The 25,887-nt window shown below is 65.3% G+C and carries 24 protein-coding genes and 1 pseudogene; 19 read left to right on the forward strand and 6 right to left on the reverse strand.

What is annotated here, in order from left to right:
- The first annotated feature begins 4 nt into the window (after window positions 1–4).
- The 4 genes from pstA to phoB all read left to right on the forward strand — a co-directional run bounded on the left by pstA (window position 5) and on the right by phoB (window position 3,344).
- Window positions 5–850, forward strand: coding sequence for a phosphate ABC transporter permease PstA (pstA, locus tag ACVWZM_RS24155; RefSeq protein WP_050386784.1), 846 nt, complete (start codon window positions 5–7; stop codon window positions 848–850).
- Window positions 847–1,665, forward strand: coding sequence for a phosphate ABC transporter ATP-binding protein PstB (gene pstB, locus ACVWZM_RS24160; RefSeq protein ID WP_074131128.1), 819 nt, complete (start codon window positions 847–849; stop codon window positions 1,663–1,665). The genes pstA and pstB overlap by 4 nt, the downstream gene beginning before the upstream one ends.
- Window positions 1,666–1,771: 106 nt before the next feature.
- On the forward strand, window positions 1,772–2,488 hold the full coding sequence (gene phoU, locus ACVWZM_RS24165) for a phosphate signaling complex protein PhoU (RefSeq protein ID WP_016844066.1): 717 nt from the start codon (window positions 1,772–1,774) through the stop codon (window positions 2,486–2,488).
- 145 nt (window positions 2,489–2,633) lie between these two features.
- The gene (gene phoB / locus ACVWZM_RS24170; protein ID WP_016844067.1) at window positions 2,634–3,344 is read left to right on the forward strand and encodes a phosphate regulon transcriptional regulator PhoB; all 711 of its coding nucleotides are present in this window, start codon (window positions 2,634–2,636) and stop codon (window positions 3,342–3,344) included.
- Between the two features lie 295 nt (window positions 3,345–3,639).
- Here the strand turns inward: phoB and ACVWZM_RS24175 are convergent, their stop codons facing one another.
- A complete protein-coding gene (locus ACVWZM_RS24175; RefSeq protein ID WP_076830977.1) occupies window positions 3,640–4,152 on the reverse strand; it encodes a GcrA family cell cycle regulator in 513 nt (170 codons plus the stop codon).
- Window positions 4,153–4,639: 487 nt separating this feature from the next.
- Between ACVWZM_RS24175 and ACVWZM_RS24180 the strand changes: the two genes are divergently transcribed.
- The 3 genes from ACVWZM_RS24180 (at window position 4,640) to ACVWZM_RS24190 (ending at window position 7,997) form a co-directional block, all read left to right on the forward strand.
- Complete coding sequence (locus tag ACVWZM_RS24180) at window positions 4,640–5,848, forward strand: aspartate aminotransferase family protein (RefSeq protein WP_076831076.1); 1,209 nt, start codon at window positions 4,640–4,642, stop codon at window positions 5,846–5,848.
- Entirely contained in the window at window positions 5,848–6,774 is a 927-nt protein-coding gene (gene argF, locus ACVWZM_RS24185; protein WP_456855141.1) for an ornithine carbamoyltransferase, read from the forward strand. Before ACVWZM_RS24180 ends, argF begins: the two co-directional genes overlap by 1 nt.
- 221 nt (window positions 6,775–6,995) lie before the next feature.
- Window positions 6,996–7,997, forward strand: a complete 1,002-nt coding sequence (locus ACVWZM_RS24190) for an Hsp33 family molecular chaperone (protein WP_456855142.1) — start codon at window positions 6,996–6,998, stop codon at window positions 7,995–7,997.
- 109 nt (window positions 7,998–8,106) lie between these two features.
- On the opposite strand, the gene apaG is transcribed toward ACVWZM_RS24190, so the two are convergent.
- Entirely contained in the window at window positions 8,107–8,505 is a 399-nt protein-coding gene (gene apaG, locus ACVWZM_RS24195; RefSeq protein WP_076830971.1) for a Co2+/Mg2+ efflux protein ApaG, read from the reverse strand.
- A gap of 287 nt (window positions 8,506–8,792) precedes the next feature.
- On the opposite strand from apaG, the gene ACVWZM_RS24200 reads away from it, so the two are divergent.
- The 12 genes and pseudogenes from ACVWZM_RS24200 to ACVWZM_RS24255 all read left to right on the forward strand — a co-directional run bounded on the left by ACVWZM_RS24200 (window position 8,793) and on the right by ACVWZM_RS24255 (window position 23,529).
- The gene (locus tag ACVWZM_RS24200) at window positions 8,793–10,052 is read left to right on the forward strand and encodes an OpgC domain-containing protein (RefSeq protein WP_076830969.1); all 1,260 of its coding nucleotides are present in this window, start codon (window positions 8,793–8,795) and stop codon (window positions 10,050–10,052) included.
- A complete protein-coding gene (locus ACVWZM_RS24205; RefSeq protein WP_141339786.1) occupies window positions 10,049–10,831 on the forward strand; it encodes an SGNH/GDSL hydrolase family protein in 783 nt (260 codons plus the stop codon). Before ACVWZM_RS24200 ends, ACVWZM_RS24205 begins: the two co-directional genes overlap by 4 nt.
- 13 nt (window positions 10,832–10,844) lie before the next feature.
- Window positions 10,845–11,834, forward strand: coding sequence for an SGNH/GDSL hydrolase family protein (locus ACVWZM_RS24210; RefSeq protein WP_456855143.1), 990 nt, complete (start codon window positions 10,845–10,847; stop codon window positions 11,832–11,834).
- Between the two features lie 364 nt (window positions 11,835–12,198).
- Window positions 12,199–13,702 (forward strand): annotated as a pseudogene (gene glpK / locus ACVWZM_RS24215) (glycerol kinase GlpK).
- Between the two features lie 201 nt (window positions 13,703–13,903).
- Window positions 13,904–16,348: a penicillin acylase family protein gene (locus ACVWZM_RS24220; RefSeq protein ID WP_456855144.1), complete on the forward strand. Its 2,445-nt coding sequence runs from the start codon at window positions 13,904–13,906 to the stop codon at window positions 16,346–16,348.
- Between the two features lie 745 nt (window positions 16,349–17,093).
- A complete protein-coding gene (locus ACVWZM_RS24225; RefSeq protein WP_168858992.1) occupies window positions 17,094–17,351 on the forward strand; it encodes a hypothetical protein in 258 nt (85 codons plus the stop codon).
- A gap of 206 nt (window positions 17,352–17,557) precedes the next feature.
- Entirely contained in the window at window positions 17,558–18,151 is a 594-nt protein-coding gene (locus tag ACVWZM_RS24230; RefSeq protein WP_057019444.1) for a GNAT family N-acetyltransferase, read from the forward strand.
- 150 nt (window positions 18,152–18,301) lie between these two features.
- Window positions 18,302–18,928 (forward strand): glutathione S-transferase family protein, encoded by a 627-nt coding sequence (locus tag ACVWZM_RS24235; protein WP_456855145.1) that lies wholly within the window; start codon window positions 18,302–18,304, stop codon window positions 18,926–18,928.
- Window positions 18,929–19,257: 329 nt separating this feature from the next.
- Window positions 19,258–20,673 carry a threonine synthase gene (gene thrC / locus ACVWZM_RS24240; protein ID WP_456855146.1) on the forward strand — a complete coding sequence of 472 codons (1,416 nt, stop codon included), beginning with the start codon at window positions 19,258–19,260 and terminating at the stop codon, window positions 20,671–20,673.
- The gene (locus ACVWZM_RS24245) at window positions 20,673–21,962 is read left to right on the forward strand and encodes a M16 family metallopeptidase (protein WP_076830951.1); all 1,290 of its coding nucleotides are present in this window, start codon (window positions 20,673–20,675) and stop codon (window positions 21,960–21,962) included. Before thrC ends, ACVWZM_RS24245 begins: the two co-directional genes overlap by 1 nt.
- Window positions 21,963–22,175: 213 nt before the next feature.
- Entirely contained in the window at window positions 22,176–22,763 is a 588-nt protein-coding gene (locus ACVWZM_RS24250) for a GNAT family N-acetyltransferase (protein WP_026191927.1), read from the forward strand.
- A gap of 115 nt (window positions 22,764–22,878) precedes the next feature.
- Window positions 22,879–23,529, forward strand: coding sequence for a hypothetical protein (locus tag ACVWZM_RS24255; RefSeq protein ID WP_057019442.1), 651 nt, complete (start codon window positions 22,879–22,881; stop codon window positions 23,527–23,529).
- Between the two features lie 128 nt (window positions 23,530–23,657).
- Here the strand turns inward: ACVWZM_RS24255 and ACVWZM_RS24260 are convergent, their stop codons facing one another.
- From ACVWZM_RS24260 to ACVWZM_RS24275, 4 genes are all read right to left on the reverse strand, one after another.
- Entirely contained in the window at window positions 23,658–24,143 is a 486-nt protein-coding gene (locus tag ACVWZM_RS24260) for a F0F1 ATP synthase subunit B family protein (RefSeq protein ID WP_076830947.1), read from the reverse strand.
- Between the two features lie 3 nt (window positions 24,144–24,146).
- Window positions 24,147–24,713 carry a F0F1 ATP synthase subunit B gene (locus ACVWZM_RS24265; RefSeq protein WP_076830944.1) on the reverse strand — a complete coding sequence of 189 codons (567 nt, stop codon included), beginning with the start codon at window positions 24,711–24,713 and terminating at the stop codon, window positions 24,147–24,149.
- A gap of 112 nt (window positions 24,714–24,825) precedes the next feature.
- A complete protein-coding gene (locus ACVWZM_RS24270; RefSeq protein ID WP_016847054.1) occupies window positions 24,826–25,056 on the reverse strand; it encodes a F0F1 ATP synthase subunit C in 231 nt (76 codons plus the stop codon).
- A gap of 55 nt (window positions 25,057–25,111) precedes the next feature.
- Entirely contained in the window at window positions 25,112–25,861 is a 750-nt protein-coding gene (locus ACVWZM_RS24275; RefSeq protein ID WP_016847053.1) for a F0F1 ATP synthase subunit A, read from the reverse strand.
- Window positions 25,862–25,887 lie beyond the last annotated feature (26 nt).

Raw genomic sequence — 25,887 nt, forward strand, 5'->3', positions numbered from 1 at the left:
CGCCATGAACCCGATCTACAAATCCCGCCGCCGCAGCGACATCGTCATCCGCGCACTCTGTGTCGGCGCGGCGCTGTTCGGCGTCACCTGGCTGGCGCTGATCCTGATCACGCTGCTCTATAACGGCCTTGCCGGCCTCAGCGTGCAGCTGTTCACCCAGAACACGCCGCCGCCCGGCTCGACCGAAGGCGGCTTGCTCAACGCCATCGTCGGCTCGGTCATCATGACCGTGATCGGCGTCGGCATCGGCGCGCCGCTTGGCCTGTTCGCCGGCACCTACCTCGCCGAATACGGCAAGCACGACAAGCTGACCTCGGTGATCCGCTTCATCAACGACATCCTGCTCAGCGCGCCGTCGATCATCATCGGCCTGTTCATCTATGGTGCGGTGGTGGTGCCGATGCGCGGCTTCTCGGCGATCGCAGGCAGCCTTGCGCTCGCGGTGATCGTGATCCCGGTCGTGCTGCGCACCACCGAGGACATGCTGCTCTTGGTGCCCAATCCGCTGCGCGAGGCCGCCTCCGCGCTCGGCCTGCCGCGTTCGCTGGTGATCAAGCGGATCGCTTATCGTGCCGCGCGATCGGGTCTGATCACCGGTGTGCTGCTGGCGACCGCCCGCGTCGCCGGCGAGACCGCGCCGCTGCTGTTCACCGCGCTGTCGAACCAGTTCTTCAGCCTGGATCTGACCAAGACGATGGCCAACCTGCCAGTGACCATCAACAACTTCGTGCAGAGCCCCTACGCCTACTGGAAAGAGCTGGCGTGGAGCGGCGCGCTGCTCATCACATTCACCGTGCTCGCGTTGAATATCGGCGCGCGTATCCTTGGTGCCGAAAGGGCCGCAAAATGACCGAGCTTTCCGTCTCCACGACTGCCGCAGGCCACATTCCCCAGGTTCCGCTGCCGGAAGCGCCTCCGAAAGTCACGGTGCGCAACCTCAACTTCTATTACGGCGAGCACCACGCGCTGAAGAACATCAACCTGACGCTCGGCACCAACCGCGTCACGGCGTTCATCGGCCCGTCTGGCTGCGGCAAGTCGACCCTGCTGCGCATCTTCAACCGGATGTACGACCTGTATCCGGGCCAGCGCGCGGTCGGCCAGCTGATGCTGGACCAGACCAACATTCTCGACCCCAAGCTCGACCTCAACTTGCTGCGCGCGCGGGTCGGCATGGTGTTCCAGAAGCCGACGCCGTTCCCGATGACGATCTACGAGAACATCGCCTTCGGCATCCGCCTCTATGAGAAGATCTCGAAGTCCGAGATGGACGACCGGGTCGAGAAGGCGCTGCGCGGCGGCGCGCTGTGGAACGAGGTCAAGGACAAGCTGAACGCCTCCGGCCTGTCGCTCTCCGGCGGCCAGCAGCAGCGCCTGTGCATCGCGCGCACCGTGGCGGTGCGCCCCGAGGTGATCCTGTTCGACGAGCCGTGCTCGGCGCTCGACCCGATCTCGACCGCCAAGGTCGAGGAGCTGATCCAGGAACTCTCCGAGGACTACACGATCGCGATCGTCACCCACAACATGCAGCAGGCGGCGCGCGTCTCCGACAAGACCGCCTTCATGTATCTCGGCGAGCTGATCGAGTTCGACGACACCAACAAGATCTTCACCTCACCGAGCGATCGGCGCACCCAGGACTACATCACCGGCCGGTTCGGTTGACCGGCGCATGATCCGGAAAAGTGGAAACCGGTTTTCCGATCAGGTCATGCTAAAATTCAGGACACGAAACCATGATCCCCGGGATCATGGTTGAGGGAGACAAGCGATGGCTTCTGAACATACCGCCAAGGCATTCGACAGCGACCTGCAGGAGTTGACCCGCCTGGTCGCCGAGATGGGCGGCCTGGTCGAACGGATGATCACCGAGTCGGTCGACGCGCTGATCCGTCGCGACGTCGCGCTCGGCAAGCGCGTGGTCGCCGCCGACATCGAGATCGACAATCTGCAGCGCAACATCGAAGAGCGCGCGGTGCTGACGATCGCGCGCCGCCAGCCGATGGCGATCGACCTGCGTGAGATCGTCAGCGCGATGCGCGTCGCCACCGATCTCGAGCGGATCGGCGACCTCGCCAAGAACATGGGCAAGCGCGTCGCGGCGCTGGAGAGCGATTTCCAGCCGCTGAAGTTGATCCGCGGCCTCGAGCACATGACCGACCTCGTGCTGTCGCAGGTCAAGTCGGTGCTCGACGCCTATGCCGCCCACGACCTGCCGGCGGCGATGAACGTCTGGAAGGGCGACGAGGAGGTCGATGCGATCTGCACCTCGCTGTTCCGCGAACTGCTCACCTACATGATGGAAGATCCGCGCAACATCTCGTTCTGCATCCATCTGATGTTCTGCGCCAAGAACATCGAGCGGATCGGCGATCACGCCACCAATATCGCCGAGACCGTGTTCTACATGATCGAGGGCCAGCAGATCACCGACAAGCGCCCGAAGGGCGACATGACCACTTTTGCCACCACGGTGCCGGGCAACTGAGGCATGATCGGCAAGCACGGAACCGGCAAGAGCGAAACTGGACGATCCTCGCGACAAATCGTTTCCGCGGGGACTATGCTCAAGGAAGTAAGCGTTTCGGTTTGCGTCTGGGCAACGGATCACCACAGAGAAAGAACTTAAACCGATGAGCGCACGCATTCTGGTAGTCGAAGACGAGGAAGCGCTGACGACGCTGTTGCGCTACAATCTCGATGCGGAAGGCTACGATGTCGAGACGGTGGGGCGCGGCGACGATGCGGATACAAGGCTGAAGGAGCGCGTTCCCGACCTCGTGGTGCTGGACTGGATGCTGCCGGGCCTGTCCGGCATCGAACTGTGCCGCCGCCTGCGGGCGCGGCCCGAGACCAAGCAGCTTCCGATCATCATGCTGACCGCGCGCGGCGAGGAAAGCGAGCGCGTGCGCGGGCTTGCCACCGGCGCCGACGATTACATCGTCAAGCCGTTCTCGGTGCCGGAGCTGCTGGCGCGGGTGAAGGGCCTCTTGCGCCGCGCCAGCCCGGAGCGGCTTGCGACCGTGCTGACCTACGGCGACATCGAGCTCGACCGCGAGAAGCGCCGCGTGGCGCGCTCGGGCCGTCCGATCGATCTCGGGCCGACCGAGTATCGCCTGCTCGAATTCTTCCTCGAGCATCCCGGCCGCGTGTTCAGCCGCGAGCAATTGCTCGACAGCGTCTGGGGCCGCGACATCTACATCGATGAGCGCACCGTCGACGTGCATATCGGCCGCCTGCGCAAGCTGCTCAATCCGGGCCGCGAGCAGGATCCGATCCGCACCGTGCGCGGCGCCGGCTACGCGCTCGACGACCGCTTTGCCAAGGCCGAGCCGCAGCCGTAACGGCCATGCGGCATTCATAAACCGCAACACGGCGTCGTCCCGGCGCAAGCCGGGACCCATACGCCGCGGCCAGCGCAATCGGCACGCGGCCAGACGGCTTTCTAACAACACCCATTCGTGGTTATGGGTCCCGGCCTGCGCCGGGACGAGGCCGGTGATGTAGCGGTAGTCCGGATGGAGCCGACGGGTCGCGCGAACGAGCGCCCCGTTGGCTCCATCCGGGCTGCGTCACACAAAAAAATCCCCGCTTTCGCGGGGATTTGTCTTTGAGGTCTTCCGTCGTTTTCCCGAGTGCTCACTTGATCTGCGGTTTCGCCGACGGCCGGCGGCGATCGGCGGCGGGCTGGTAGGCGACGCGCGAGTGATGCGCGCAATAGGGCAGGCCGCCGAGCGCTTTGCCGCCGCAGAAGAAGAATTCCGGGCTCGAGGGATCGCCGACCGGCCAGTGACAGGTGGCCTCGTTGAGCTCGAGCAGCGACAGCCGCTGGCTCATCGGCACCACATTGTCGTAGGAGATCGGATCGGGCTCCATCTCGGCCTCGAAGGCGTGCGCCAGCGCGGTGTTGCCGCGCGAGACCGGGCGCGCCACCCGCATCATGTGCTGGGCGGGGCGGGCCTTGCGCTGCCGCGGCGCGGCCGTGGAGGGTGCCTTGGCGCGGCCGGAGAGGCCGAGCCGATGCACTTTGCCGATCACGGCGTTTCGCGTCACATTGCCAAGTTCCGCCGCGATCTGGCTGGCCGACAGGCCGGACTCCCAGAGTTTCTTCAGCTGCTCGACGCGATCGTCGGACCAGGTCAATACAGTCATCGCATTCTTCCCTTCGCGTAGCGCCGGCCAATCATTGGAGCGGCGCTGCGAGCCAATCTGGACAAATATCCCTGCGGCCAGAATCCCTTAGCCCTCGCCGGGCACGGTGTTGCGCCCGAACGTTTACGCGAGACACAAAGGCTACTTAGAGGGTCCAGTACCGCCGCACGAGATGTCGTACCCGACAGGCCAAACGCTACAATATGGCGTGACTCTGGCGCAAGAGTCCGCGGTCGTGCGTCCACATGTTCCCACACAGTTAAGCATCGCGATGAGGCTTTTCCACCGCACCGGAATGCTCCGGATTGCGCTCGTTTCGCATTGCAGGAAGGCCACTTCGTGGCGATTGACACTTACCGACCGCAGCATAGAATGCCCGCCACGTGCCGCCCGCAAAGGCGGCCGTTTTGTTTTCCGAAGCTGGCCGTTGCTGCGCTGGCGTCAAGGCGCGCGGCAATTGTCGGCTTAAAAACCGTCAGTGATCGCCATGACCAACGCTGCCACGTCGCATCTGCTCCCCGTCTTCGCCAGGGTCGATCTCGGTTTCGAGCGCGGTGAGGGCGCCTGGCTGATCGCAACCAACGGCGACCGCTATCTCGATTTCACCTCGGGCGTCGCGGTCAACGCGCTCGGGCACGCGCATCCGCATCTCGTCAAGGCGCTGCAGGAACAGGCGACCAAGCTCTGGCACATGTCGAACCTGTTCAAGAGCCCGGACGGCGAGGTGCTTGCCGCGCGGCTGTGCGAGCAGAGCTTTGCCGACTTCGTGTTCTTCTGCAATTCCGGCGCGGAAGCGATGGAGGGCGTGATCAAGCTGGTCCGCCACTATCACTTCTCCAAGGGCCATGGCGAGCGCTACCGCATCATCACCTTCGAGGGCGCCTTCCACGGCCGCACGCTGGGCACGCTGGCGGCGACCGGCTCGGCGAAATATCTCGAAGGCTTCGGCCCGCCGATGGACGGCTTCGACCAGGTGCCGCATGGCGACATCGACGCGGTGAAGAAGGCGATCGGTCCGCACACCGCCGGCATCCTGATCGAGCCGGTGCAGGGCGAGGGCGGCGTGCGCTCGGCGCCACAGGCGTTCTTCAAGGCACTGCGCGCGCTGTGCGACGAGCACGGCCTGCTGCTCGCCTTCGACGAGGTGCAGACCGGCATGGGCCGAACCGGCGAGCTGTTCGCCTACAAGCGCACCGGCGTCACGCCGGACGTGATGTCGCTGGCCAAGGCGCTCGGGGGCGGTTTCCCGATCGGCGCGGTGCTGGCGACCGCGCAGGCCGCGGCCGGCATGGCGCCCGGCTCGCACGGCTCGACCTTCGGCGGCAATCCGCTCGCGGTCGCCGCCGCCAATGCCGTGCTCGACGTCATGCTGAAACCCGGCTTCTTCGAGCATGTGCAGAAGATGTCGCTGCTGCTCAAGCAGAAGCTCGCCTCCGTCGTCGACCGCTATCCCGGCGTGCTGTCGGAGGTACGCGGCGAGGGGCTGTTGATCGGCGTCAAGGCCGTGGTGCCGTCGGGCGACCTGATCGCAGCGCTGCGCAGCGAGAAGCTGCTCACCGTCGGCGCAGGCGACAATGTGGTGCGGTTCCTGGCGCCGCTGATCGTGACCGAGTCCGAGATCGACCAGTCGATCACCGCGCTCGAGCGCGCCTGCGCGACATTGTCGGTGGCGCAGCCGAAGAAGGCGGCTGGATAATGAGCAAGCCGGTCCGTCACTTCCTCGATATCAACGAGCTGCCGCTCGGCGAACTGCGCAACATGCTGTCCGCCGGAGCCGCCATGAAGGCGAAGCTGAAGGCGCATGAGAAGGGCAGGAAGCCGCTCGAAGGCAAGACGCTGGCGATGATCTTCGAGCGCCCGTCGACCCGCACAAGGGTGTCGTTCGACGTGGGCATGCGCCAGCTCGGCGGTGAATCCATCATGCTGACCGGCGCCGAGATGCAGCTCGGCCGCGGCGAGACCATCGCCGACACCGCGCGCGTGCTGTCGCGCTATGTCGATGCGATCATGATCCGCATCCTCAACCATGACGCGCTGCTCGAGCTCGCGGCTCACGCCACCGTTCCCGTCATCAACGGCCTGACCCGGCGTTCGCATCCCTGCCAGGTGATGGCCGACCTCATGACCTATGAGGAAAACCGCGGCTCGATCGAGGGCAAGACCGTGGCCTGGACCGGCGACGACAACAACGTGCTGGCCTCCTGGGCGCATGCCGCCGAGCGGTTCAAGTTCCAGCTCAATGTTGCGACCCCGCCGGAGCTGTCGCCGAAGAAGCCGATGCGCGACTGGATCAAGGCGACCGGCGCGCCGATCATGCTCGGCACCGATCCGGAAGCCGCCGTGCGCGGCGCCGACTGCGTCGTCACCGACACCTGGGTGTCGATGGGCGACAAGGAGGGCGAGCACCGCCACAACGTGCTGCGGCCCTATCAGGTCAATGTCAAGCTGATGTCGCTCGCCAAGCCGGACGCACTGTTCATGCACTGCCTGCCCGCGCATCGCGGCGAGGAGGTCACCGACGAGGTGATCGACGGGCCGCAATCCGTGGTGTTCGACGAGGCGGAAAACCGCCTGCATGCGCAGAAGGGCATTCTGGCCTGGTGTTTCGACGCGGTCGCGTAGTCGGAGATCAGTAAGCGTTGTCGTCCCGGGCAAGCGAAGCGCGACCCCGGACCCATAACCATCGCTGTCAATTGTTGCGAAGGCTGGGGCACCAGCTTGATGCAAGCAACTCACATCGGTGGTTATGGGTCCCTGCTTTCGCATGTTTTCGCAGGGACGACGGAAACATCCGCGTTAGTGAACCCCTTTATTTCATGGTCCGAGACCCCAGATAGAGCGCCATGGTTTCACAATCCCCCGACATCAAAAACACGCCCGAGGCGCCGGTTCGCGCGCCCTCAGCGGTTCCGGTCGACGATGCCGTGCTGGCATTCGAGGTCGGCGCGCTGGACCTGCGCGGCCGGCTGACCCGGCTCGGCCCCGCGCTCGACGAGATCCTGCACAAGCACGATTATCCGCCCGCGGTCGGCAAGCTGCTCGGCGAGGCGATCGTGCTGACCACGCTGCTCGGCTCGTCGGTCAAGTTCGAGGGCCGCTTCATCCTGCAGACCCGGACCGAAGGTCCGGTCTCGCTCCTGATCGTGGATTTCCAGGCGCCCGACCGGCTGCGCGCCTATGCGCGCTACGACGCATCGCGCCTCAAGAATGGCCAGAGCTCGGGCGAACTGCTCGGCAAGGGCCACCTTGCGATGACCATCGATCAGGGCTCCAACACCAGCCGCTACCAGGGACTGGTCGCGCTCGACGGCGGCGGCCTGGAAGAGGCGGCCCACGAATATTTCCTGCGCTCGGAGCAGATTCCGACGCGGGTGCGGCTTGCGGTCGGCGAGGAGATGCGCGGCGGCGAGGGCGGCAAGCTGCACTGGCGTGCCGGCGGCATCCTGCTGCAATTCCTGCCCAAGGCGCCCGAGCGCGCCAAGCAGGCCGATCTGCATCCCGGCGATGCGCCGGAAGGCACGGCCACGCATAGCGTGCCGGACGATGACGCCTGGGTCGAGGGCCAGTCGCTGATCTCGACCGTCGAGGACGTCGAGCTGATCGATCCCGATCTGTCCGGCGAGCGGCTGCTCTATCGCCTGTTCCACGAACGTGGCGTGCGTGTCTTCAACCCGCAAACGCTGCGCGCGCAGTGCTCCTGCTCGCGCGACGCGGTGTCGTCGATGCTGAAGAGCTTTGCGCCGAACGACCGCGCCGAGATGGTCAAGGACGGCAAGGTCGTCGTGACCTGCGAGTTCTGCTCGTCGGTGTATGAATTCACGCCGCTGGAAGCCGGCGTGGAGTAGACGCGTTCGTCATCGTAGCCCGGATGAAGCGCAGCGAAATCCGGGGCCGCTCCAACCGCGGATGCACCTGCCCCGGATTGCGCTTCGCTCCATCCGGGCTACGCAGGCGTCAGTTCAGCACCCTTTTGCCGCCCGGGCTCGGGCTGTCCAGCGAAAATGTCGGCACGTCGATGTCGAAGCGCTCGCCGGCTTCGGTGACCATCTGATAGCTGCCGGTCATGAATCCGGAGGCGGTCGGCAGCGGCACGCCGCTGGTGTATTCGAAGCGTTCGCCGGGCGCGAGCACCGGCTGCTCGCCGACCACGCCCTCGCCGCGCACCTCCTGGCGGCGGCCGGTGGCGTCGGTGATGATCCAGTGCCGCGTCCGCAGCTGCACCGTATCCGGGCCCGAATTGACGATCACGATCTTGTACGACCAGAAATATTCGCGCCGGTCGACCGACGAGCGCTCCGGCATGAAGTTCGGCTCGACGGTGACTTCGATCTGGCGGGTAACGGCGCGGTACATGCGGCTCAATCCGATGGTCCTGGCGCATGGTCCGTTTTCGACCGGATCATGCTCAAACAGGGCGCTATCATAGCCAATTGAACCGCCGGAACCAATCGCCTGCCAGGCCGCGAAAGGGCGGGCTTGGAAAGCCGGATTTGGGGCGGCCCGTTCATCGCGGTTTCAACATAGTTCCGCTCTAAAGCGCGGCCGCATGCCGCCGCACTCCGTGCTTTGTCGGCAACTCGCGGACCGATATTATCTTTTCAGCACGGCGTGCGGGGCGTCCGCGGCCGACACGGTGTTTGATGAGCTCGATTGCCGATCCCATAGCCGGTTCGCCGGTGGCTGACGTCAAGGCCGAAGTAAAGGCAGAGGCCGAGGCGAAGGTTGCTGCGCCCGCGATCACGCTGCCGGCGACCGGCGAGCGCGAGCTCCGCCTCGATCTGTTCCGCGGGCTCGCGCTGTGGCTGATCTTCATCGATCATCTGCCGACCAATCTTCTGACCTGGCTGACGATCCGCAATTACGGCTTCTCCGACGCCACCGAGATCTTCATCTTCATCTCCGGCTACACCGCGGCCTTCGTCTACGGCCGCGCGATGCTGGAGGGCGGCTTCGTGATCGCGACCGCGCGCATCCTGCGCCGGGTCTGGCAGATCTACGTCGCGCACGTCTTCCTGTTCACGATCTTCCTCGCCGAGATCTCCTATGTCGCGACCTCGTTCGAGAACCCGCTCTACAGCGAGGAAATGGGGATCATGGACTTCCTCAAGCAGCCCGACGTCACCATCGTCCAGGCGCTGCTGCTGCGCTTCCGTCCGGTCAACATGGACGTGCTGCCGCTCTATATCGTGCTGATGCTGTTCCTGCCGCTGATCCTGTGGCTGATGAAATGGAAGCCCGACGTCACGCTCGGTCTCTCGGTCGTGCTCTACGCGCTGACCTGGCAGTTCGACCTTTATCTCTCGGCCTATCCGAACGGCTTCTGGGCGTTCAATCCGTTCGCCTGGCAATTGCTGTTCGTGTTCGGCGCCTGGTGCGCGCTCGGCGGGGCGCGGCGGATGTCGCGGATCCTGTCGTCGAACATCACGATGTGGATCTGCATCGTCTATCTGGTCGCGGCGTTCTTCGTGACCCTGACCTGGTACGTGCCGCAGCTCGGCCACATCATGCCGAAGGTGATCGAGCAATGGATGTATCCGATCAACAAGACCGACCTGGACGTGTTGCGATTCGCGCACTTCCTGGCGCTCGCCGCGCTCACCGTGCGCTTCCTGCCCAAGGACTGGCCGGGCCTGAAATCGCCCTGGCTGCGACCTTTGATCCTGTGTGGCCAGCATTCGCTTGAGATATTCTGCCTCGGGGTCTTCCTCGCCTTCGCCGGTCACTTCGTGCTTGCCGAAGTATCTGGCGGTGCCGCACTGCACGCCTTGATCAGCGTCTGCGGCATCCTCATCATGTGCGGCATGGCGTGGATCATTTCGTGGTACAAGCACTCCGCCGACAAAGGCGCCTCGAAAAAAGGCGCCGCCGGCAACGCCGATCTGGCGGGAGGGGGAGCATGAAGTCCGCGCGGACGATGCTGGGCCTGACGCTGCTCGCAGCCTGCCTGACGGCCGGTTTGGCGGCGGCGCCCGCGTGCGCCGGCGACACCGCGGAGCCGCCCCCGCCGCCGCCCTGCGACGTGCCCGCCTATCTGCTTACGAGCGAGAGCTCGCTGCCCAAGGTCACCGACGCCATCAAGTCCAACCGGCCGCTCAACGTGCTGGTGGTCGGCAGCCGCTCCTCGACCATCCAGGGCAACGAGGCGAGCGCCTATCCGGCCACGCTGCAGGCGGCGCTGAAGGAAGCGTTGCCGTCGTCGACGATCGATCTATCCGTAGAATTACAGGGAAAGAGCACCGCCGAGGAGACCGCGGGAACTCTTGTTAAGCTTGTTGAAGCAAAAAAGCCTACTTTGGTTATCTGGCAGACCGGAACCGTCGATGCTATGCGAGCAATCGATCCCGACGATTTCCGTACCGCCATCAACGAAGGCGTTGTTGCGTTGCGGGACGCCGGGACCGACGTGGTGCTGGTCAATCTGCAATACAGCCCGCGTACGGAGACGATGATCTCTGCACCGCCCTATCTCGACAACATGAAGGTGGTGGCGCAGCAGCACGACGTTCCGCTGTTCGACCGGTTCGCGATTATGAAGCAGTGGAGCGACGCCGGATATTTTGACCTGTTCAGCACCTCGCATGGTGTCGATCTGGCCAAGAAGGTTCATGCCTGTCTCGGCCGCGCACTGGCGAAATTCGTGATCGATGCGGCCCATCTGGGCCCGGTGCAGCAGAATTAAGGAAGCAGAGTAAATGCGTTTTGCCTTCCCTTTTCGCGCTTCCGCAGGGCGGGGTCTCTGTGCCGTTGCGGTGCTGACGCTGCTCGCGGTCGCACCGTCGCGCGCGCAGACCGACCAGCATGCAGCGCTTTCGTCCGACGGCAAGACCGAGGCCGCAAAGCCTGATGCAACGCAGCCCGCTGCGACGGCCGATGCGACCAATCCGCCGCAACCCGGCGTCGCCGCGAAGGCGCTCGACAGGGTGAAGCAGGCCGCGAAATCCGCCAGCGACATCTTCCACCGCGTGCCCTGTCAGCAGCCCAAGGGCGTGCCGAACAGCACCGGTTCGCTGCCGCATGTCGCGGCCAAGCTCGCCGCCGGCAAGCCGGTCGTGATCATCGCATTCGGCTCGTCCTCGACCCAGGGCTATGGTTCGTCGGCGCCGGAATTCACCTATCCGAACCGGCTCGCCGGACAGTTGCGCCGGCAGTATCCGTCCGCCGACATCACCGTGCTCAATCGCGGCAAGGGCGGCGAGGACGCGCCCGAGATGATGAAGCGGCTGCAGACCGAAGTGATCGACGTCCATCCCGACATGGTGATCTGGCAGGTCGGCACCAACGCGGTGCTGCGCAACCTCGATCCGACCGAGACCGCCAGGCAGGTCGAGGACGGCGTGGCGCGCCTTCAGGCGTCCGGCGCCGACGTCGTGCTGGTCGATCCGCAATATTCGCCGCGCGTCACCGAGCGTCCCGAAAGCGCGCGCGGCATGGTGAAGCTGCTCGGCCGCATCGCCGCCCTGCGTCATGTCGGCATCTTCCCGCGCTTCGAGGTGATGCGCGACTGGCACGAGAAACAGGCGATCCCGATCACCGATTTCGTCATCGCCGACGGCCTGCACATGAACGACTGGGGCTATGCCTGCTTCGCCCAGCTGCTCGGCGACGACATCATCCGCTCGGTCGGCGCGATCAAGATCGGCGTCAACGTCCCCGCCGATGTGCGGACCTACCGGCCGATGTGATCGGGCTGCCCGGCCGCTCCAACCGTCATTGCGAACGAAGCGAAGCAATCCATTCGTCCGCTTGCGCTGATGTATGGATTGCTTCATCGCTTCGCTCCTCGCAATGACGGTTGAGGCAGTGCGCTCATTTCCATCACCGTCACCCTGAGGTGGCCGCTTCTTCAGCGGCCCTCGAAGGGTCGACGGCCCGACTTGGGGGGTCGTGCATCCTTCGAGGCTCGCTCCGCTCGCACCTCAGGATGACGGGACTGATACCCTCGCGGACTCTTGCCTCGACCATCCGGCCACGCCCGCCTCCAATCTTGACCTCGCCGCGGTAATCCGCTCCCTTGACGCCTGCACCCAAGCCTTAAGGGAAACGCTCATGTCTTTCGTGCTGGCCATCGATCAGGGCACCACATCGTCGCGCGCCATGGTGTTTCGCGGCGACATCTCCATCGCCGCCGTCGCGCAGCAGGAGTTTCCGCAGCATTTCCCCGCCTCCGGCTGGGTCGAGCACGAGCCGGAGGACATCTGGACCTCGACCGTGATGGTGTGCCGTGAGGCGCTGGAGAAGGCCGGCCTCAAGGCGAAAGATATCGCCGCGATCGGCATCACCAACCAGCGCGAGACCACCGTGGTGTGGGACCGCGCCACCGGACAGGCCGTGCACCGCGCCATCGTCTGGCAGGACCGCCGCACCGCCGACATCTGCGCAAAACTCAAGGCCGAGGGCCATGAGTCGGTGATTTCGGCCAAGACCGGTCTGATCATCGATCCCTATTTCTCCGGCACCAAAGTCGCCTGGATCCTCGATCACGTGCCGGGCGCGCGCGAGCGCGCCGAGCGCGGCGAACTCTTGTTCGGCACCGTCGACTGCTATCTGCTGTGGCGGCTCACCGGCGGGAGAGTCCACGCCACCGACGCCACCAACGCCTCGCGCACGCTGCTGTTCAACATCCATACCGGCGCCTGGGACGATGACCTCATCAGGCTGCTGCGCGTACCGCGCTCGATGCTTCCCGAGGTGAAGGATTCCTCCGCCCGGTTCGGCGAGAGCACGGCGGACTTGTTCGGCGGCCCGATCGCGATCTCCGGGATTGCCGGCGACCAGCAGGCCCGCGACCATCGGCCAGGCCTGCTTCGAGCCCGGCATGATGAAGTCGACCTACGGCACCGGCTGCTTCGCGCTGCTCAACACCGGCACCACGCCGGTGGCCTCGAAGAACAAGCTGCTCACCACCATCGCCTACCAGCTCGGCGGCCAGCGCACCTACGCGCTCGAGGGCTCGATCTTCGTCGCCGGCAGCGCGGTGCAGTGGCTGCGCGACGGGCTCGGCATCATCAAGCACGCCGCCGAGACCGGACCGCTTGCCGACAAATCGGACTCCATGCAGAGCGTCTACTTGGTGCCCGCCTTCGTCGGCATGGGCGCGCCGTACTGGAATCCGCGCGTGCGCGGCGCGCTGTTCGGGCTCACCCGCAACACCGGCCCGGCCGAGCTCGCGCATGCGACGCTGGAGAGCGTCTGCTACCAGACCTTCGATCTGTGGGCCGCGATGCGCACCGACTGGCCGGAGGCCAACGCCGCCAACACCGTGCTGCGCGTCGACGGCGGCATGACCGCCTCGGACTGGACCATGCAGCGGCTCGCCGATCTGCTCAACGCCCCGGTCGACCGCCCGATGATCCAGGAGACCACCGCACTCGGGGCTGCCTATCTCGCCGGCCTCGATGCCGGCGTCTATCCGGAGCCCGCCAAGTTCGCCGACAATTGGCGGCTCGAGCACCGCTTCCGGCCGGCGATGAGCCAGGCGACGCGCGAGCGCAAGCTCGCCGGCTGGGCCCGCGCCGTGAAGGGCGTGCTGGCGAGCGACGAGGGGGAATGATGAACTGATGCTGCGGCAAGCTCGCTGCACCTCTCCCGCTAGCGGGGTCGAGACGAGCGAAGCTCGCTCTTAGGTCGTAGTGCATCATCAGATGCGCTACGGGTGGGGTCTCTTTCCACACCAAGCAAGCGGCGACGCTACGGCTGCCGCTCAATCTCGCCAAGTGTGCGCAATAATCAATAACAACCATCGGAGAACAACATGAACACGGATCTCAACCGCGTCGCCAAGCTACTCACTGCCGCACTCTGCGCCGCAATACTTGTTGCACCCGCCACCGCGCGCGAGAAGCCGAGCCCGCTCGTCGCGGCGCGCGAGGTCAAGACCGACGTCGCCGGGCTGAAGGCGCCGGGGCAGATCCTGGTCGATGTCTGGGGCATCCCGCACATCTATGCCGGCAACGAGCACGACCTGTTCTTCCTGCAAGGCTTCAACGCCGCGCGCGATCGGCTCTGGCAGATCGATCTCTGGCGCAAGCGCGGGCTCGGCCTCTTGGCGAAGGATTTCGGCCCTGCCTATGCCGAGCAGGACAAGGCGCTGCGCCTGTTCCTCTATCGCGGCGACATGAATGCGGAATGGGCCGCCTATGGCCCGAAGGCGAAATCCTATGCGGAGGCGTTCGTCGCCGGCGTCAACGCCTATGTCGCCGACGTCCAGGCGGGCAAGCGCGCGCTGCCGATCGAGTTCAGGATCGCAGGCACGATGCCGGATTTGTGGTCGGCAGAGGATGTCGTGCGCGTCCGCAGCCATGGCCTGACCCGCAACGTCGCCTCCGAGGTGAAGCGCTCGCGGGTCGCCTGCGCTGCCGGCCTCGATGCCGATCGTTTCCGCGTCAAGCTGGAGCCCACCTGGACCACCAGGATCCCCGACGGGCTCGATCCCTGCAGCGTGCCGAAGGCGGTGCTCGCCGCCTACGATCTTGCCACGCGGCCGGTGAAGTTCGCCGCGCCGAAGGACCAGAAGGCGGCGCTGGCGCATGATCCCGACACCTACCTCGCCGAGGCCGACCAGCAGCGCGACACCATCGGCTCCAACAACTGGGTGATCGCGGCATCGCGCACCGCGACCGGACGTCCGATCCTCGCCAACGATCCGCATCGCGAGCACTCGGTGCCGTCGCTGCGCTACATCGTCGGCCTCAACGCGCCCGGCATCTCCGTGATCGGCGCCGGCGAGCCGGCGCTGCCGGGCATCTCGATCGGCCACAACGACACCATCGCGTTCGGGCTGACCATCTTCAACGTCGATCAGGAAGACCTCTACGTCTACGAGCTCAACCCCGACAATCCGAACCAGTACCGCTACGGCAGCGGCTGGGAGGACATGCGGATCGTGCATGAGAAGGAAGCGGTGAAGGGCGAGGCCGACCGCGACCTCGAGCTGAGGTTCACCCGCCACGGCCCGGTGATCTTCGTCGACGCCGACAAGAAGCATGCGTTCGCCGTGCGCTCGATCTGGTTCGAGCCGGGCACCTCGGCCTATTTCGGCTCGTCCGACTACATGACGGCGAAGAATTGGAACGGCTTCCTCGGCGCGATGCGGCGCTGGGGCGCGCCGTCGGAGAACCAGGTCTATACCGACACGTCAGGCAATATCGGCTGGGTCGCCGCCGGCAAGACGCCGCGCCGAGCCAGTTTCGACGGCCTGATGCCGGTGCCCGGCGACGGCCGCTACGAGTGGCAGGGCTTTCTGTCGCTCGACGAATTGCCGAAGCTGTACCAGCCGAAGCAGGGTTTCATCGCCACCGCCAACCAGATGAACCTGCCGGCAGATTATCCGGTGGGTGAGCGCAGGGTCGGATTCGAATGGGCCGACAGCGCGCGCTGGCAGCGCATCACCGAGGTGCTGCAGGCCAACAGCAAGGTGACGCTGGCGGACGCGATGGCGCTGCAGAACGACGACACCGGCATGCTCGCGCGGCGCCTCGTCGCGCTGCTGAAGCCGCTCACGTCGGATGATGCGAACGTCAGGAAGGGCCTCGATCTGCTCAAGGCGTGGGATGCGCGTGATGCAGCCGATAGCGCGGCCGCCGCGGTCTATGAGGTGTGGATCGCAAACCATCTCGGCCCGGTGCTGCTCAAGACCACCGCGCCGAAGGCGGCCGAGCTGATCGCGCCGGAGGCCTCCAGCATCTCAGCCATTGTCGGCTATCTCGAAAAGCCGGACGCGGCGCTCGGCAGCGATCCCTCAGGCGAGCGCGACCGCGTGCTGCGCGACAGCCTCGGCGAGGCGGTCACCGATGTTGCCGACAAGCTCGGTCCCGATGCGTCGACCTGGCGCTGGGGCCGGCTGCATGTCGCGCAATTCAATCACGCGCTGATGCCGCTCGCCGACAAGGCGACCGCGGCGCAGATGCAGGTCGGCCCGCTCGCCTTTGGCGGCGCCGCCAACGTGCCGCGCGCCGCCACCTATCGCCGCACCGACTATCATCTGATCTCCGGCGCTTCATTCCGCATGGTGCTCGATGTCGGCAATTGGGATGCGAGCCGCGCCGTCAACACGCCGGGCCAATCCGGCGATCCCTTCAGCGGCCACTACCGCGACCTCGCGCCGCTATGGGCGACGGGCCAGTACGTGCCGCTGCTCTACAGCCGCGGCGCCGTGGAAGCTGCAACCGCTGACGCGATCACGCTGACGCCGAGGTGAGGGGCGAGTAAGTCTCACCGGCTGCGCCACAAACTCCAACGTCGTCCCGGCGAAAGCCAGGCGAAAGCCGGGACCCATAACCACCAATGCCGATTGCTTTGCGGTGCTGGGGCCACAGCGTGCCTTAACAACCCAACTCTGTGGTAATGGGTCCCGGCCTTCGCCGGACGACACCGAGTGTTCGGCACACTGTAGCCGCAACCGCGGACGCGATCAGCTGACGCCGAGATGAGGGAGCGAGTGCGTCTCATCGGCTGCGCCACAAACTCCGCCGTCGTCCCGGCGAAGGCCGGACCCATAACCACGAATGCCAATTGTCCTGCGATGTTGGGGCCGCAGCAGCGTCGTTCAACAACCTAGTCCTGTGGTAATGGGTCCCGGCCTGCGCCGGGACGACGTCAAACGTGTGGCGAGCACCGCGCTCACTTTTCGTGCTTCTCCTGAAAGCGGAAGCGCGACCCTGGATTCATCCATGCGAATGCCGACGCGGACTGCGGCGGCCAGCCACTATTCACTTCGTGCCATCAACGCGGCGGCGCATCTGGATCACTACAAGTTGACGTTTGCGATTTGCGCACGGACTTCCCGCAACACTGTGCGCGGGCGTCCAAGAAGCGTTGGCTTCTGCCTGTTAGTCTGACCGATCGTGATCGCCGCCGGCCTGTGACGGTTTTCACATCCGGCGCGAGCACGCATTTTCTGGAAGCGATTGAAAGCTCAGCTGGTTACTTCACAGGAGCTGACCATGACGAAAACTATTCTTGTTTCGATCGCAGTTGTTTGTCTGTCCACGGCGGCACTCGCCGATGCACGCACGGCACAACACCGGACCCACCAGCGTCTCGTGATGGGTACCGCACTGAGTCCTGCCGTGCTCAATGCCAACGCCAGTCTCAATGGCGATGTCAGCGACCGCGCGATGCGCATGCGGAGTCTTCGCGAGTCCGGCTACAACCCGAAGAACGATTTCGACGCGAACGGCAACGTGTGGGTCGGCAACTAACCGGGTACGGGAGGGCCTGGGGAGCCCTCCCTCAAAGCGCGTTCAAACTGGTTTATCCCGCTCGTTGGACCTGGCCGCTCGAATGAGCAGCGGCGGATGCGGCGGGTTACCTCTTCTCCTGACCAGGCATTGCGTGCAGCGTTGCATTGCATCTGCGGCGACGTGCGGTTATGTCCCGCCGACAGCCTGCAAACAGAGGTCGCGCGATGCTGCTGCCCGATGGTTACTCCGACATCCCCCACGGCAAGATCGCTGCCGTCGTCACCCATCTGGAAATGACCGCGCGTCCGCCGCTGCGCGTCGACCCGCCCGGCGCGTGGCGCCTGCGCAAGGTCGATCCGCCCGCGCTCGACTGGTATCGCGATATCTATCGCCGGGTCGGCGAGGAGTGGCTGTGGTTCACCCGCACCGGGCTCGATGATTCCGATCTCGCCTCGAGGATCCACGCCCCCGGCAACGAGCTCTACGGGCTGGCCGTCGACGGCCAGGATGAGGGCCTGCTCGAACTCGATTTCAGCGTGGCCGGCGAATGCCAGCTGCTCTATTTCGGCGTCACCGCAAAATTCATCGGCACCGGCGCCGCGCGCTTCCTGATGAACCGCGCGCTCGAGATCGCCTGGTCACGCGACGTCAGCCGCGTCTGGGTGCACACCTGCACCTTCGATCATCCCTCGGCCGTCGCGTTCTACCAGCGCTCCGGCTTCCGTCCGTTCCTGCGGCAGATCGAGGTGGCGGATGATCCGAGGCTCGACGGCAAATTGCCGCGCGATGCGGCGAGGCACGTGCCGGTGATTGGGTAGCTCGCCTAACGGACCGGATCAGGATCCGGTTGCAATGCGGCGCGGCCCATCTACGATGGTGCAAAGTGCAACCTTTGTCCCCGGCATTCGCACACTTCGAAATCTCTGTTTTCGAGGCGGCTTGCTGCGGCATGACCGACGAGATGACAGATGTTTTTGATCGGCCAGTACGACTCGCCCTTTGTCCGCCGCACCGCGATCGCGCTGCGGCTCTATGGATTGCCGTTCGAGCACAAGCCGTGGTCGACCTTCGGCGATGCGGAGATGGTTGCGGCCTACAATCCGGTGCGGCGGGTGCCGACGCTGGTGCTCGATGACGGCGAGGCGCTGATCGAGAGTAGTGCGATCCTGGATTATCTCGACGAACTGGTCGGGCCGGACAAGGCGATGATCGCGCGTTCGGGGCCGGAGCGGCGCAAGCATCTGCGCATCACGGCGCTGGCGACCGGGCTTGCCGACAAGGCGGTGAGCCTTGTCTATGAGCGCGTGCTGCGCAAGGAGCAGTTGAAGCTCTGGGTCGAGCGCTGCGAGGCGCAGATCGCGGGCGTGCTCGCGGTGCTAGAGCAGGAGCGCGCGGCGGTGCAGACGCCGTACTGGCTGGGCGATCGCATCGGTCATGCCGACGTCGCGGTGGCCTGCGCGCTACGCTTCACCGGCGAGGCGCATCCGCATCTGTTCGACGCGCGCTATCCGGCGCTCGAGGCCCACGCCGCGCGCTGCGAGGCGCTGCTGCCGTTCCAGGAGATCGTGCAGCCGCTGGCGCCGCCGAGCGGTTAGTGGATGGCGCGACCCACGCTGATTGGCGTGTACCCCTCGCGCGCGGATGTCGCGAGAACGCATGATTATGACTCACAAGCGGCACCACACATTTGCTGTCGTCCCTGCTTTCGCGTGCTTTCGCGGGGACGACGGTTGTGTTTGCGGCGCGCCCGCCAATCTCCCTCAGCAACGCCACGCACTCGCCCGCGACCCCGAGGCGCGCGCTTCGGGCTACCCATTGCTGGTCCGATCTTCTATGGTGAACCGTTCGGGTCGCATGGAGCGAACTCGATAATTCCATGATATCAAAGGCTTAAGGCTTCGGATCGAAGCCTTTGGAGGGCGGTTTGACGCGGTATATTTCGACCAGGGGTGAGGCCCCGGTGCTCGGCTTCTGCGATGTGATGCTGACCGGGCTTGCCCGTGACGGCGGGCTCTACGTGCCCGAGACCTGGCCGCAACTGTCGCCCGAGACCATCGCCACCTTCTTCGGCCGTCCCTATTGGGAGGTCGCGGTCGAGATCATCCGTCCGTTTGTCGCCGGCGAGATTTCTGACGCCGAGCTCGGCCGCATGGCCAACGAGGCCTATGCCACCTTCCGCCATCCCGCGGTGGTGCCGGTCGATCAGGCCGGGCCGAACCAGTTCCTGCTCGAACTGTTCCACGGGCCGACGCTGGCGTTCAAGGACGTCGCGATGCAGCTGATCTCGCGGCTGATGGATCACGTGCTGGCCAAGCGCGCGCAGCGCACCACCATCGTGGTCGCGACCTCGGGCGATACCGGTGGCGCCGCGGTCGAGGCTTTTGCCAATCTCGACAATGTCGACCTCGTCGTCCTGTTCCCGAACGGCCGCATCTCCGAGGTGCAGCGCCGCATGATGACGACGACCGGCGCCGCCAACGTCCACGCGCTCGCGATCGAAGGCACCTTCGACGATTGCCAGGCGCTGGTGAAGGCGATGTTCAACAACCATCGCTTCCGCGACCAGGTGGCGCTGTCGGGCGTCAACTCGATCAACTGGGCGCGCATCGTCGCGCAAGTGGTCTATTACTTCACCTCGGCGGTCGCGCTCGGCTCGCCGCATCGCACCGTCGATTTCACGGTGCCGACCGGCAATTTCGGCGACATCTTCGCCGGCTATGTCGCCAAGCGGATGGGGCTGCCGATCCGGAACTTGCGCATCGCCGCCAACGTCAACGACATCCTGGCGCGCACGCTGAAGACCGGCATCTACGAGGTCCGCGAGGTGCACGCCACGACGTCGCCGTCGATGGACATCCAGGTGTCGTCGAACTTCGAGCGGCTGCTGTTCGAGGCGAGCGGCCGCGACGCCGATCAGGTCCGCCGCCTGATGGCCTCGCTGAAGCAGTCCGGCCGTTTCGTGCTGCCGGATGCGACGCTGGCCGCCGTGCGCCGTGATTTCGACGCCGGCCGCGCCGACGAGACCGAGACGGCGGCCGCGATCCGCGCCGCCTGGCGCGAGGCCGGCGATCTGGTCGATCCCCACACCGCGGTGGCGCTCGCGGTCGCCGACCGCGACACCTCGGATTCCAGGATCCCGAACATCGTGCTGTCGACCGCGCACGCGGCCAAATTCCCCGATGCGGTGGAAGCCGCCTGCGGGGTGCGTCCGCAGCTGCCGGTCTGGCTCGGAGGCCTGATGAGCAAATCCGAACACATCACGGTCATGAAGAATGATTCCGCCGAGGTCGAGCGCTTCGTGCTGTCGGTCAGCCGTGCTGCCAAGCAGGGAGTCGCCTGATGGGCGTTGAAATCACCAAGCTGCCGAGCGGACTGACAATCGTCACCGACACCATGCCGCATCTGGAAACCGCGGCGCTCGGGGTCTGGGCCGGCGTCGGCGGGCGCGACGAGAAGCCGAACGAGCACGGCATCTCGCATCTGCTCGAGCACATGGCGTTCAAGGGCACGGCGCGGCGCTCCTCGCGCGAGATCGTCGAGGAGATCGAGGCGGTCGGCGGCGACCTCAATGCCGGGACCTCGACCGAGACCACGGCCTATTATGCGCGGGTGATGAAGGCGGATGTGCCGCTGGCGCTCGACGTGCTCTCCGACATCCTCGCCAACCCGTCCTTCGTGCCGGACGAGCTGGAGCGCGAGAAGAGCGTCATCGTGCAGGAGATCGGCGCGGCGCAGGATACGCCCGACGACGTCGTGTTCGAGCATCTCAACGAGCTCTGCTATCCGGAGCAGCCGATGGGGCGCTCGCTGCTCGGCACCGCCAAGACGCTGAAGGTCTTCGATCGCGACATGCTGCGCGGCTATCTCTCGACGCATTACCGCGCCCCCGACATGGTGGTCGCGGCCGCCGGCGCGGTCGATCACGCGCGGATCGTCGAGGACGTCACGCAGAAGTTTGCGAGCTTCGACGCCACCCCGGCGCCGAAGCCGCAGGTCGCGATGTTCGGCAAAGGCGGCTCGCGGGTGGTGCATCGCGATCTCGAGCAGGCGCATCTGACGCTGGCGCTCGAAGGCGTGCCGCAGACCGACCCGTCGCTGTTCTCGCTGCAGGTCTTCACCAACACGCTCGGCGGCGGGATGTCGTCGCGGCTGTTCCAGGAGGTGCGCGAGAAGCGCGGGCTGTGCTACTCGATCTACACCTTCCACGCGCCCTACACCGACACCGGCTTCTTCGGCCTCTACACCGGGACCGATCCGGCCGATGCGCCGGAAATGATGGAAGTCATCGTCGACGTCATCAACGACGCGGTCGAAACCCTGACCGAGGCCGAGGTCGCCCGCGCCAAGGCGCAGATGAAGGCCGGCCTGTTGATGGCGCTGGAAAGCTGTTCATCGCGGGCCGAACAATTGGCACGTCATGTGCTAGCCTATGGCCGGCCGCAGACGGTGGAAGAACTGGTGGCCCGGATCGACGCGGTCAGCGTCGAATCGAGCCGCAACGCCGCCCGTGCCCTGCTGGCGCGCAGCCGGCCCGCCGTTGTCGCGCTCGGCAGCGGCAGGGGTCTGGACACGGCGGTGGCTTTTGCGGAAGGATTGACGAATTCGAAGGCAAAGACGCTGTTGCATTGAGAATTCTGCTTACCTCGCCCCGCGCTTGCGGGGAGAGCATAGGCCGCCTACCGGCGGCCGTTGACGGACATACGCCGAGGCGGAGCCTCAGCTATGGCCGAAGGCTTCGGGTGAGGGGTAGAGCCGCAAGACCGAATCTGCGGTAAGACCCCTCACCCCGACCCTCTCCCCGCAAGGGCGGGGCGAGGGAGAAGTGGCGGGGAGTGTTGGGCCATGGCCCTGTTTCGTTTGCCGTCCAATGGACCCGCTGCACTGATGCCGCGCGGTCACGGGCTCTTGCTGCGCGCGCCGCAGATGTCGGATTTCCCGCAATGGGCGCAATTGCGCGAATTCAGCCGCGCCTATCTCACGCCATGGGAACCGATCTGGCCCTCCGACGACCTGACCCGCGCCGGCTTCCGCCGCAGGCTGCGCCGCTACACCGAGGATATCGCCGCCGACCGCTCCTATCCGTTCATCATCTTCCGTGAATCGGACGGGGTGATGATCGGCGGCATCACGCTCGCCAATGTCCGGCGCGGCATCGTGCAGGCCGGCACGATCGGCTACTGGGTCGGGCTGCCGCATGCCCATCGCGGCTACATGACGACGGCGCTGCGGGTGCTGCTGCCCTCGCTGTTCGGCGAGCTCAATCTGCACCGCATCGAGGCGGCCTGCATTCCCTCCAATGCCTCGTCGATCCGCGTGCTGGAGAAGTGCGGCTTCACCCGCGAGGGCCTGGCGCGGCGCTATCTCTGCATCAACGGGATCTGGCAGGACCACCTGCTGTTCGGCCTGCTGCACGAGGATTTCCGCGGCTGATCCGTAAGCCTTTTTACGGATGGCGGTGCCGCCTTCGATGCCTTGGGTTCGCCGCCATTGCCTTGCTATAACGGCCGCGAAACAGGGAACCCGGTTGGGAAATTTGAGGACATTGATGGGTGAAAGGGTGATCAGGTTCGCGCTCGCAGCGGCGGTATCGATCGGTCTCGGTGCCACTTTGTTGCCTTCGGCAGCTCCTGCGCAGTCGCTGAGCGACCGCTTCAAGAGCCTGTTCGGCGGCGGCTCGTCCGACCAGGACAAGCCGGCGACGCCCGCAGCGCCGCAGCAGCTCAACGATGCCGACGCCGAACTGACCTGTCCGCCGGTGCAGATCCGCTCCGGAGCCTCGACCTATTCGGTGGCCGCGAACGGCAAGGAAGCGGTCGGCAACGACGTCAAGTTCCTGGCCTCGATCACGCGCACGGCGCGGCAATGCAATCTGAACAGCGGCCAGATCACGGCCAAGATCGGTATTCAGGGGCGGATCATTGTCGGTCCCCAGGGCGCGCCACCGAGCATTCAGGTGCCGCTGCGCGTTGCCGTGGTGCAGGGCGGCGTCGGCGAGAAGACCATCATGACCAAGGCCTACACCACCACGGTGCAGATGGACGAAAGCGGCAGCGTGCCGTTCAGCCTGGTCGCCGAGGACGTCGTCTATCCGGCGCCGTCTCCGGCCGACAACGACAATTACATTTTCTATATCGGCTTCGACCCGCAGGCCCTGAAGCCGGAGCCCAAGGCCCGCGCGCCGCACAAGAAGAAGTAACAGCGCGTTTTCGAGCGAAGTGGACGCCGGTTCGCGTGACGAAAACGCGTCAAACGGACGAATTTGGACAAAACAAAAGGCCGGCGCGATGAGCTCGCGCCGGCCTTTTTTAAGGAGTTCAGATAGCGTCAGTTCAGCTTGGAGCGGACTTCGGCGATGCCCTTGCCGACGAGGTCGTCGGCAACCGAGCCCTTGACCGACTGCGACAGGATGGTCGAGGCGGCCGTCACCGCGGCGTTGGCCGCGGCGGCGCGGACATCGGCCACGGCCTGGGCCTCGGCCTGGGCGATCTTGCTCTCGGCGGTCTTGGTCCGCCGCGCGACAAAATCTTCCATCTTGGTCTTGGCTTCGGCCGCGATCCGTTCGGCTTCGACCTTGGCGTTGGAGATGATCTCCTCGGCCTCGCGCTCCGCGCTGGCGCGGCGCGCCTTGTACTCGCCGAGCAGCTTGTTGGCCTCGTCCTTCAGACGGCGGGCGTCTTCCAGCTCGGCCTTGATGCGCTCGGCGCGGTGGTCGAGCGCCGTCAGCAGGGTGCGATGAACGCCGAGATAGCCGAACACGACCAGCAGAAGGACGAAGGCGATCGCAACCCAGGTTTCCGGTTCGTAAAACATCGTCTATCCCTTCAGCGACGCGTCGACGGCGCTGTTGACCGCATTGGCGTCCGGCGTGACGCCGGCAAGTTGCTGGACGATGGCGCCGGCCGCATCCGCCGCGATGCCGCGGACGTTGCTCATGGCGTTGGTCCTCGTCGTTGCGATCTGCTTCTCGGCGTCGGCGAGCTTTGCCGCCAGCTTCTCTTCCAGCGCCTTGCGCTCGGCTTCCGAGGCCGCGTTCAGCTTTTCGCGGGTCTCGTTGCCGATCGCCTGCGCGTTGGCGCGCGCATTCGCCAGCTCGGTCTCGTAGGCCTTCAGCGCCGCGTCGGACTCGTCCTTCAGCTTCTGCGCCTCGGCCAGATCGCCCTCGATCTTGTTCTGACGTGCATCGATCGTCCCGCCGACGCGCGGCAGGGCGATACGCGACACGATCAGGTAGAGCGCGACAAATGCAATCGCCAGCGAGACCAGCTGCGAGGCGAAGTTGGACGAATCGAACGGCGGAAAGGCTCCGCCGTGATGTCCGCCGTCGGTCTCGGTGTGGGCGCCGGCTTTCTGGCCTTTTGCCTCGCCATGACTCTCAGCCACGGTGTTCTCCTGTTGCTGTCATGCGCGCCGCCCTTGGAACGAACCTTGGGCGGCGCGAAGGGGTTACCGCAAAGCGGAACCGGGTTACCGCAGAGCGGAACCGGCGTGCCGCTCAGAGCGGAACGAACAGCAGGAGCAGCGCGATCAGCAGCGAGAAGATGCCGAGCGCTTCGGTCACGGCGAAGCCGAAGATCAGGTTGCCGAACTGGCCCTGAGCGGCCGACGGGTTACGCACCGCAGCGGCGAGGTAGTTGCCGAAGATGATGCCCACGCCGACGCCCGCGCCGCCCATGCCGATGCACGCGATGCCCGCGCCGATAAGTTTTGCTGCTGCCGGTTCCATATGTAGCTCCTTGAGAAAGATAGACAGATTGGTGGGTGGAGATTCCCCGGACCGCTTAGTGTCCCGGATGAATGGCGTCGTTGAGGTAGATGCAGGTCAGGATCGCGAACACGTAGGCCTGCAGGAACGCGACCAGCAGTTCGAGGGCATACAGCGCAATCGTGAGCGCCAGCGGCAGCACGCCGCCGACCCAGCCGAGCGCGCCCAGCGAGAAGCCGAGCATCGCGACGAAGCCCGCGAACACCTTCAATGCGATGTGGCCGGCCAGCATGTTGGCGAACAGACGAACGCTGTGCGAGACCGGCCGCAGGAAGAACGACAGGATCTCGATGAACATGACCAGCGGCAGGATGTAGATCGGAACGCCGTGGGGGACGAAGATGCTGAAGAATTTCAGGCCGTTCTTGTAGACGCCGTAGATCAGGACGGTGAAGAACACCAAAAGCGCGAGCGCCGCGGTGACGATCAGGTGGCTCGCGATCGTGAAGGTGTAGGGGATGACGCCGACCAGGTTCGAGACGCAGAGGAACATGAAGAGCGAGAAGATCAGCGGGAAGAACTTCATGCCTTCCGCGCCAGCCGTGCTGCGAATCGTGGTGGCGACGAACTCGTAGGAGATCTCGGCGACCGACTGCAGCCGTCCCGGAACCAGTTCCCGGCCGCTCGCCAGCATCAGCAGCGCAATCAGCAGCACCGCGATGAGCATGAAGAGCGAGGAATTGGTGAAGGCGATCGTGTGATTGCCGATGTGGCCGAGCGTGAAGAGGGGCTCGATATTGAACTGGTGGATCGGGTCGATTTTCATCCGCGCGGCTCTTGGTCCACCGGCTA

The sequence above is a fragment of the Bradyrhizobium sp. USDA 4501 genome (assembly GCF_054062115.1).

What these genes read in the sequence shown, in the direction of transcription:
- ACVWZM_RS24260 (WP_076830947.1), bottom strand. Translation starts at nt 24,143, where the DNA reads ATGTTTTACGAACCGGAAACCTGGGTTGCGATCGCCTTCGTCCTTCTG.
- ACVWZM_RS24230 (WP_057019444.1), top strand. Translation starts at nt 17,558, where the DNA reads ATGCTGCTGCCCGATGGTTACTCCGACATCCCCCACGGCAAGATCGCT.
- ACVWZM_RS24180 (WP_076831076.1), top strand. Translation starts at nt 4,640, where the DNA reads ATGACCAACGCTGCCACGTCGCATCTGCTCCCCGTCTTCGCCAGGGTC.
- ACVWZM_RS24200 (WP_076830969.1), top strand. Translation starts at nt 8,793, where the DNA reads ATGAGCTCGATTGCCGATCCCATAGCCGGTTCGCCGGTGGCTGACGTC.
- ACVWZM_RS24255 (WP_057019442.1), top strand. Translation starts at nt 22,879, where the DNA reads ATGGGTGAAAGGGTGATCAGGTTCGCGCTCGCAGCGGCGGTATCGATC.
- ACVWZM_RS24250 (WP_026191927.1), top strand. Translation starts at nt 22,176, where the DNA reads ATGGCCCTGTTTCGTTTGCCGTCCAATGGACCCGCTGCACTGATGCCG.
- apaG (WP_076830971.1), bottom strand. Translation starts at nt 8,505, where the DNA reads ATGTACCGCGCCGTTACCCGCCAGATCGAAGTCACCGTCGAGCCGAAC.
- pstB (WP_074131128.1), top strand. Translation starts at nt 847, where the DNA reads ATGACCGAGCTTTCCGTCTCCACGACTGCCGCAGGCCACATTCCCCAG.
- ACVWZM_RS24190 (WP_456855142.1), top strand. Translation starts at nt 6,996, where the DNA reads ATGGTTTCACAATCCCCCGACATCAAAAACACGCCCGAGGCGCCGGTT.
- ACVWZM_RS24205 (WP_141339786.1), top strand. Translation starts at nt 10,049, where the DNA reads ATGAAGTCCGCGCGGACGATGCTGGGCCTGACGCTGCTCGCAGCCTGC.
- ACVWZM_RS24220 (WP_456855144.1), top strand. Translation starts at nt 13,904, where the DNA reads ATGAACACGGATCTCAACCGCGTCGCCAAGCTACTCACTGCCGCACTC.
- ACVWZM_RS24235 (WP_456855145.1), top strand. Translation starts at nt 18,302, where the DNA reads ATGTTTTTGATCGGCCAGTACGACTCGCCCTTTGTCCGCCGCACCGCG.
- ACVWZM_RS24275 (WP_016847053.1), bottom strand. Translation starts at nt 25,861, where the DNA reads ATGAAAATCGACCCGATCCACCAGTTCAATATCGAGCCCCTCTTCACG.
- ACVWZM_RS24245 (WP_076830951.1), top strand. Translation starts at nt 20,673, where the DNA reads ATGGGCGTTGAAATCACCAAGCTGCCGAGCGGACTGACAATCGTCACC.
- ACVWZM_RS24175 (WP_076830977.1), bottom strand. Translation starts at nt 4,152, where the DNA reads ATGACTGTATTGACCTGGTCCGACGATCGCGTCGAGCAGCTGAAGAAA.
- phoB (WP_016844067.1), top strand. Translation starts at nt 2,634, where the DNA reads ATGAGCGCACGCATTCTGGTAGTCGAAGACGAGGAAGCGCTGACGACG.
- ACVWZM_RS24210 (WP_456855143.1), top strand. Translation starts at nt 10,845, where the DNA reads ATGCGTTTTGCCTTCCCTTTTCGCGCTTCCGCAGGGCGGGGTCTCTGT.
- ACVWZM_RS24270 (WP_016847054.1), bottom strand. Translation starts at nt 25,056, where the DNA reads ATGGAACCGGCAGCAGCAAAACTTATCGGCGCGGGCATCGCGTGCATC.
- pstA (WP_050386784.1), top strand. Translation starts at nt 5, where the DNA reads ATGAACCCGATCTACAAATCCCGCCGCCGCAGCGACATCGTCATCCGC.
- argF (WP_456855141.1), top strand. Translation starts at nt 5,848, where the DNA reads ATGAGCAAGCCGGTCCGTCACTTCCTCGATATCAACGAGCTGCCGCTC.
- phoU (WP_016844066.1), top strand. Translation starts at nt 1,772, where the DNA reads ATGGCTTCTGAACATACCGCCAAGGCATTCGACAGCGACCTGCAGGAG.
- ACVWZM_RS24225 (WP_168858992.1), top strand. Translation starts at nt 17,094, where the DNA reads ATGACGAAAACTATTCTTGTTTCGATCGCAGTTGTTTGTCTGTCCACG.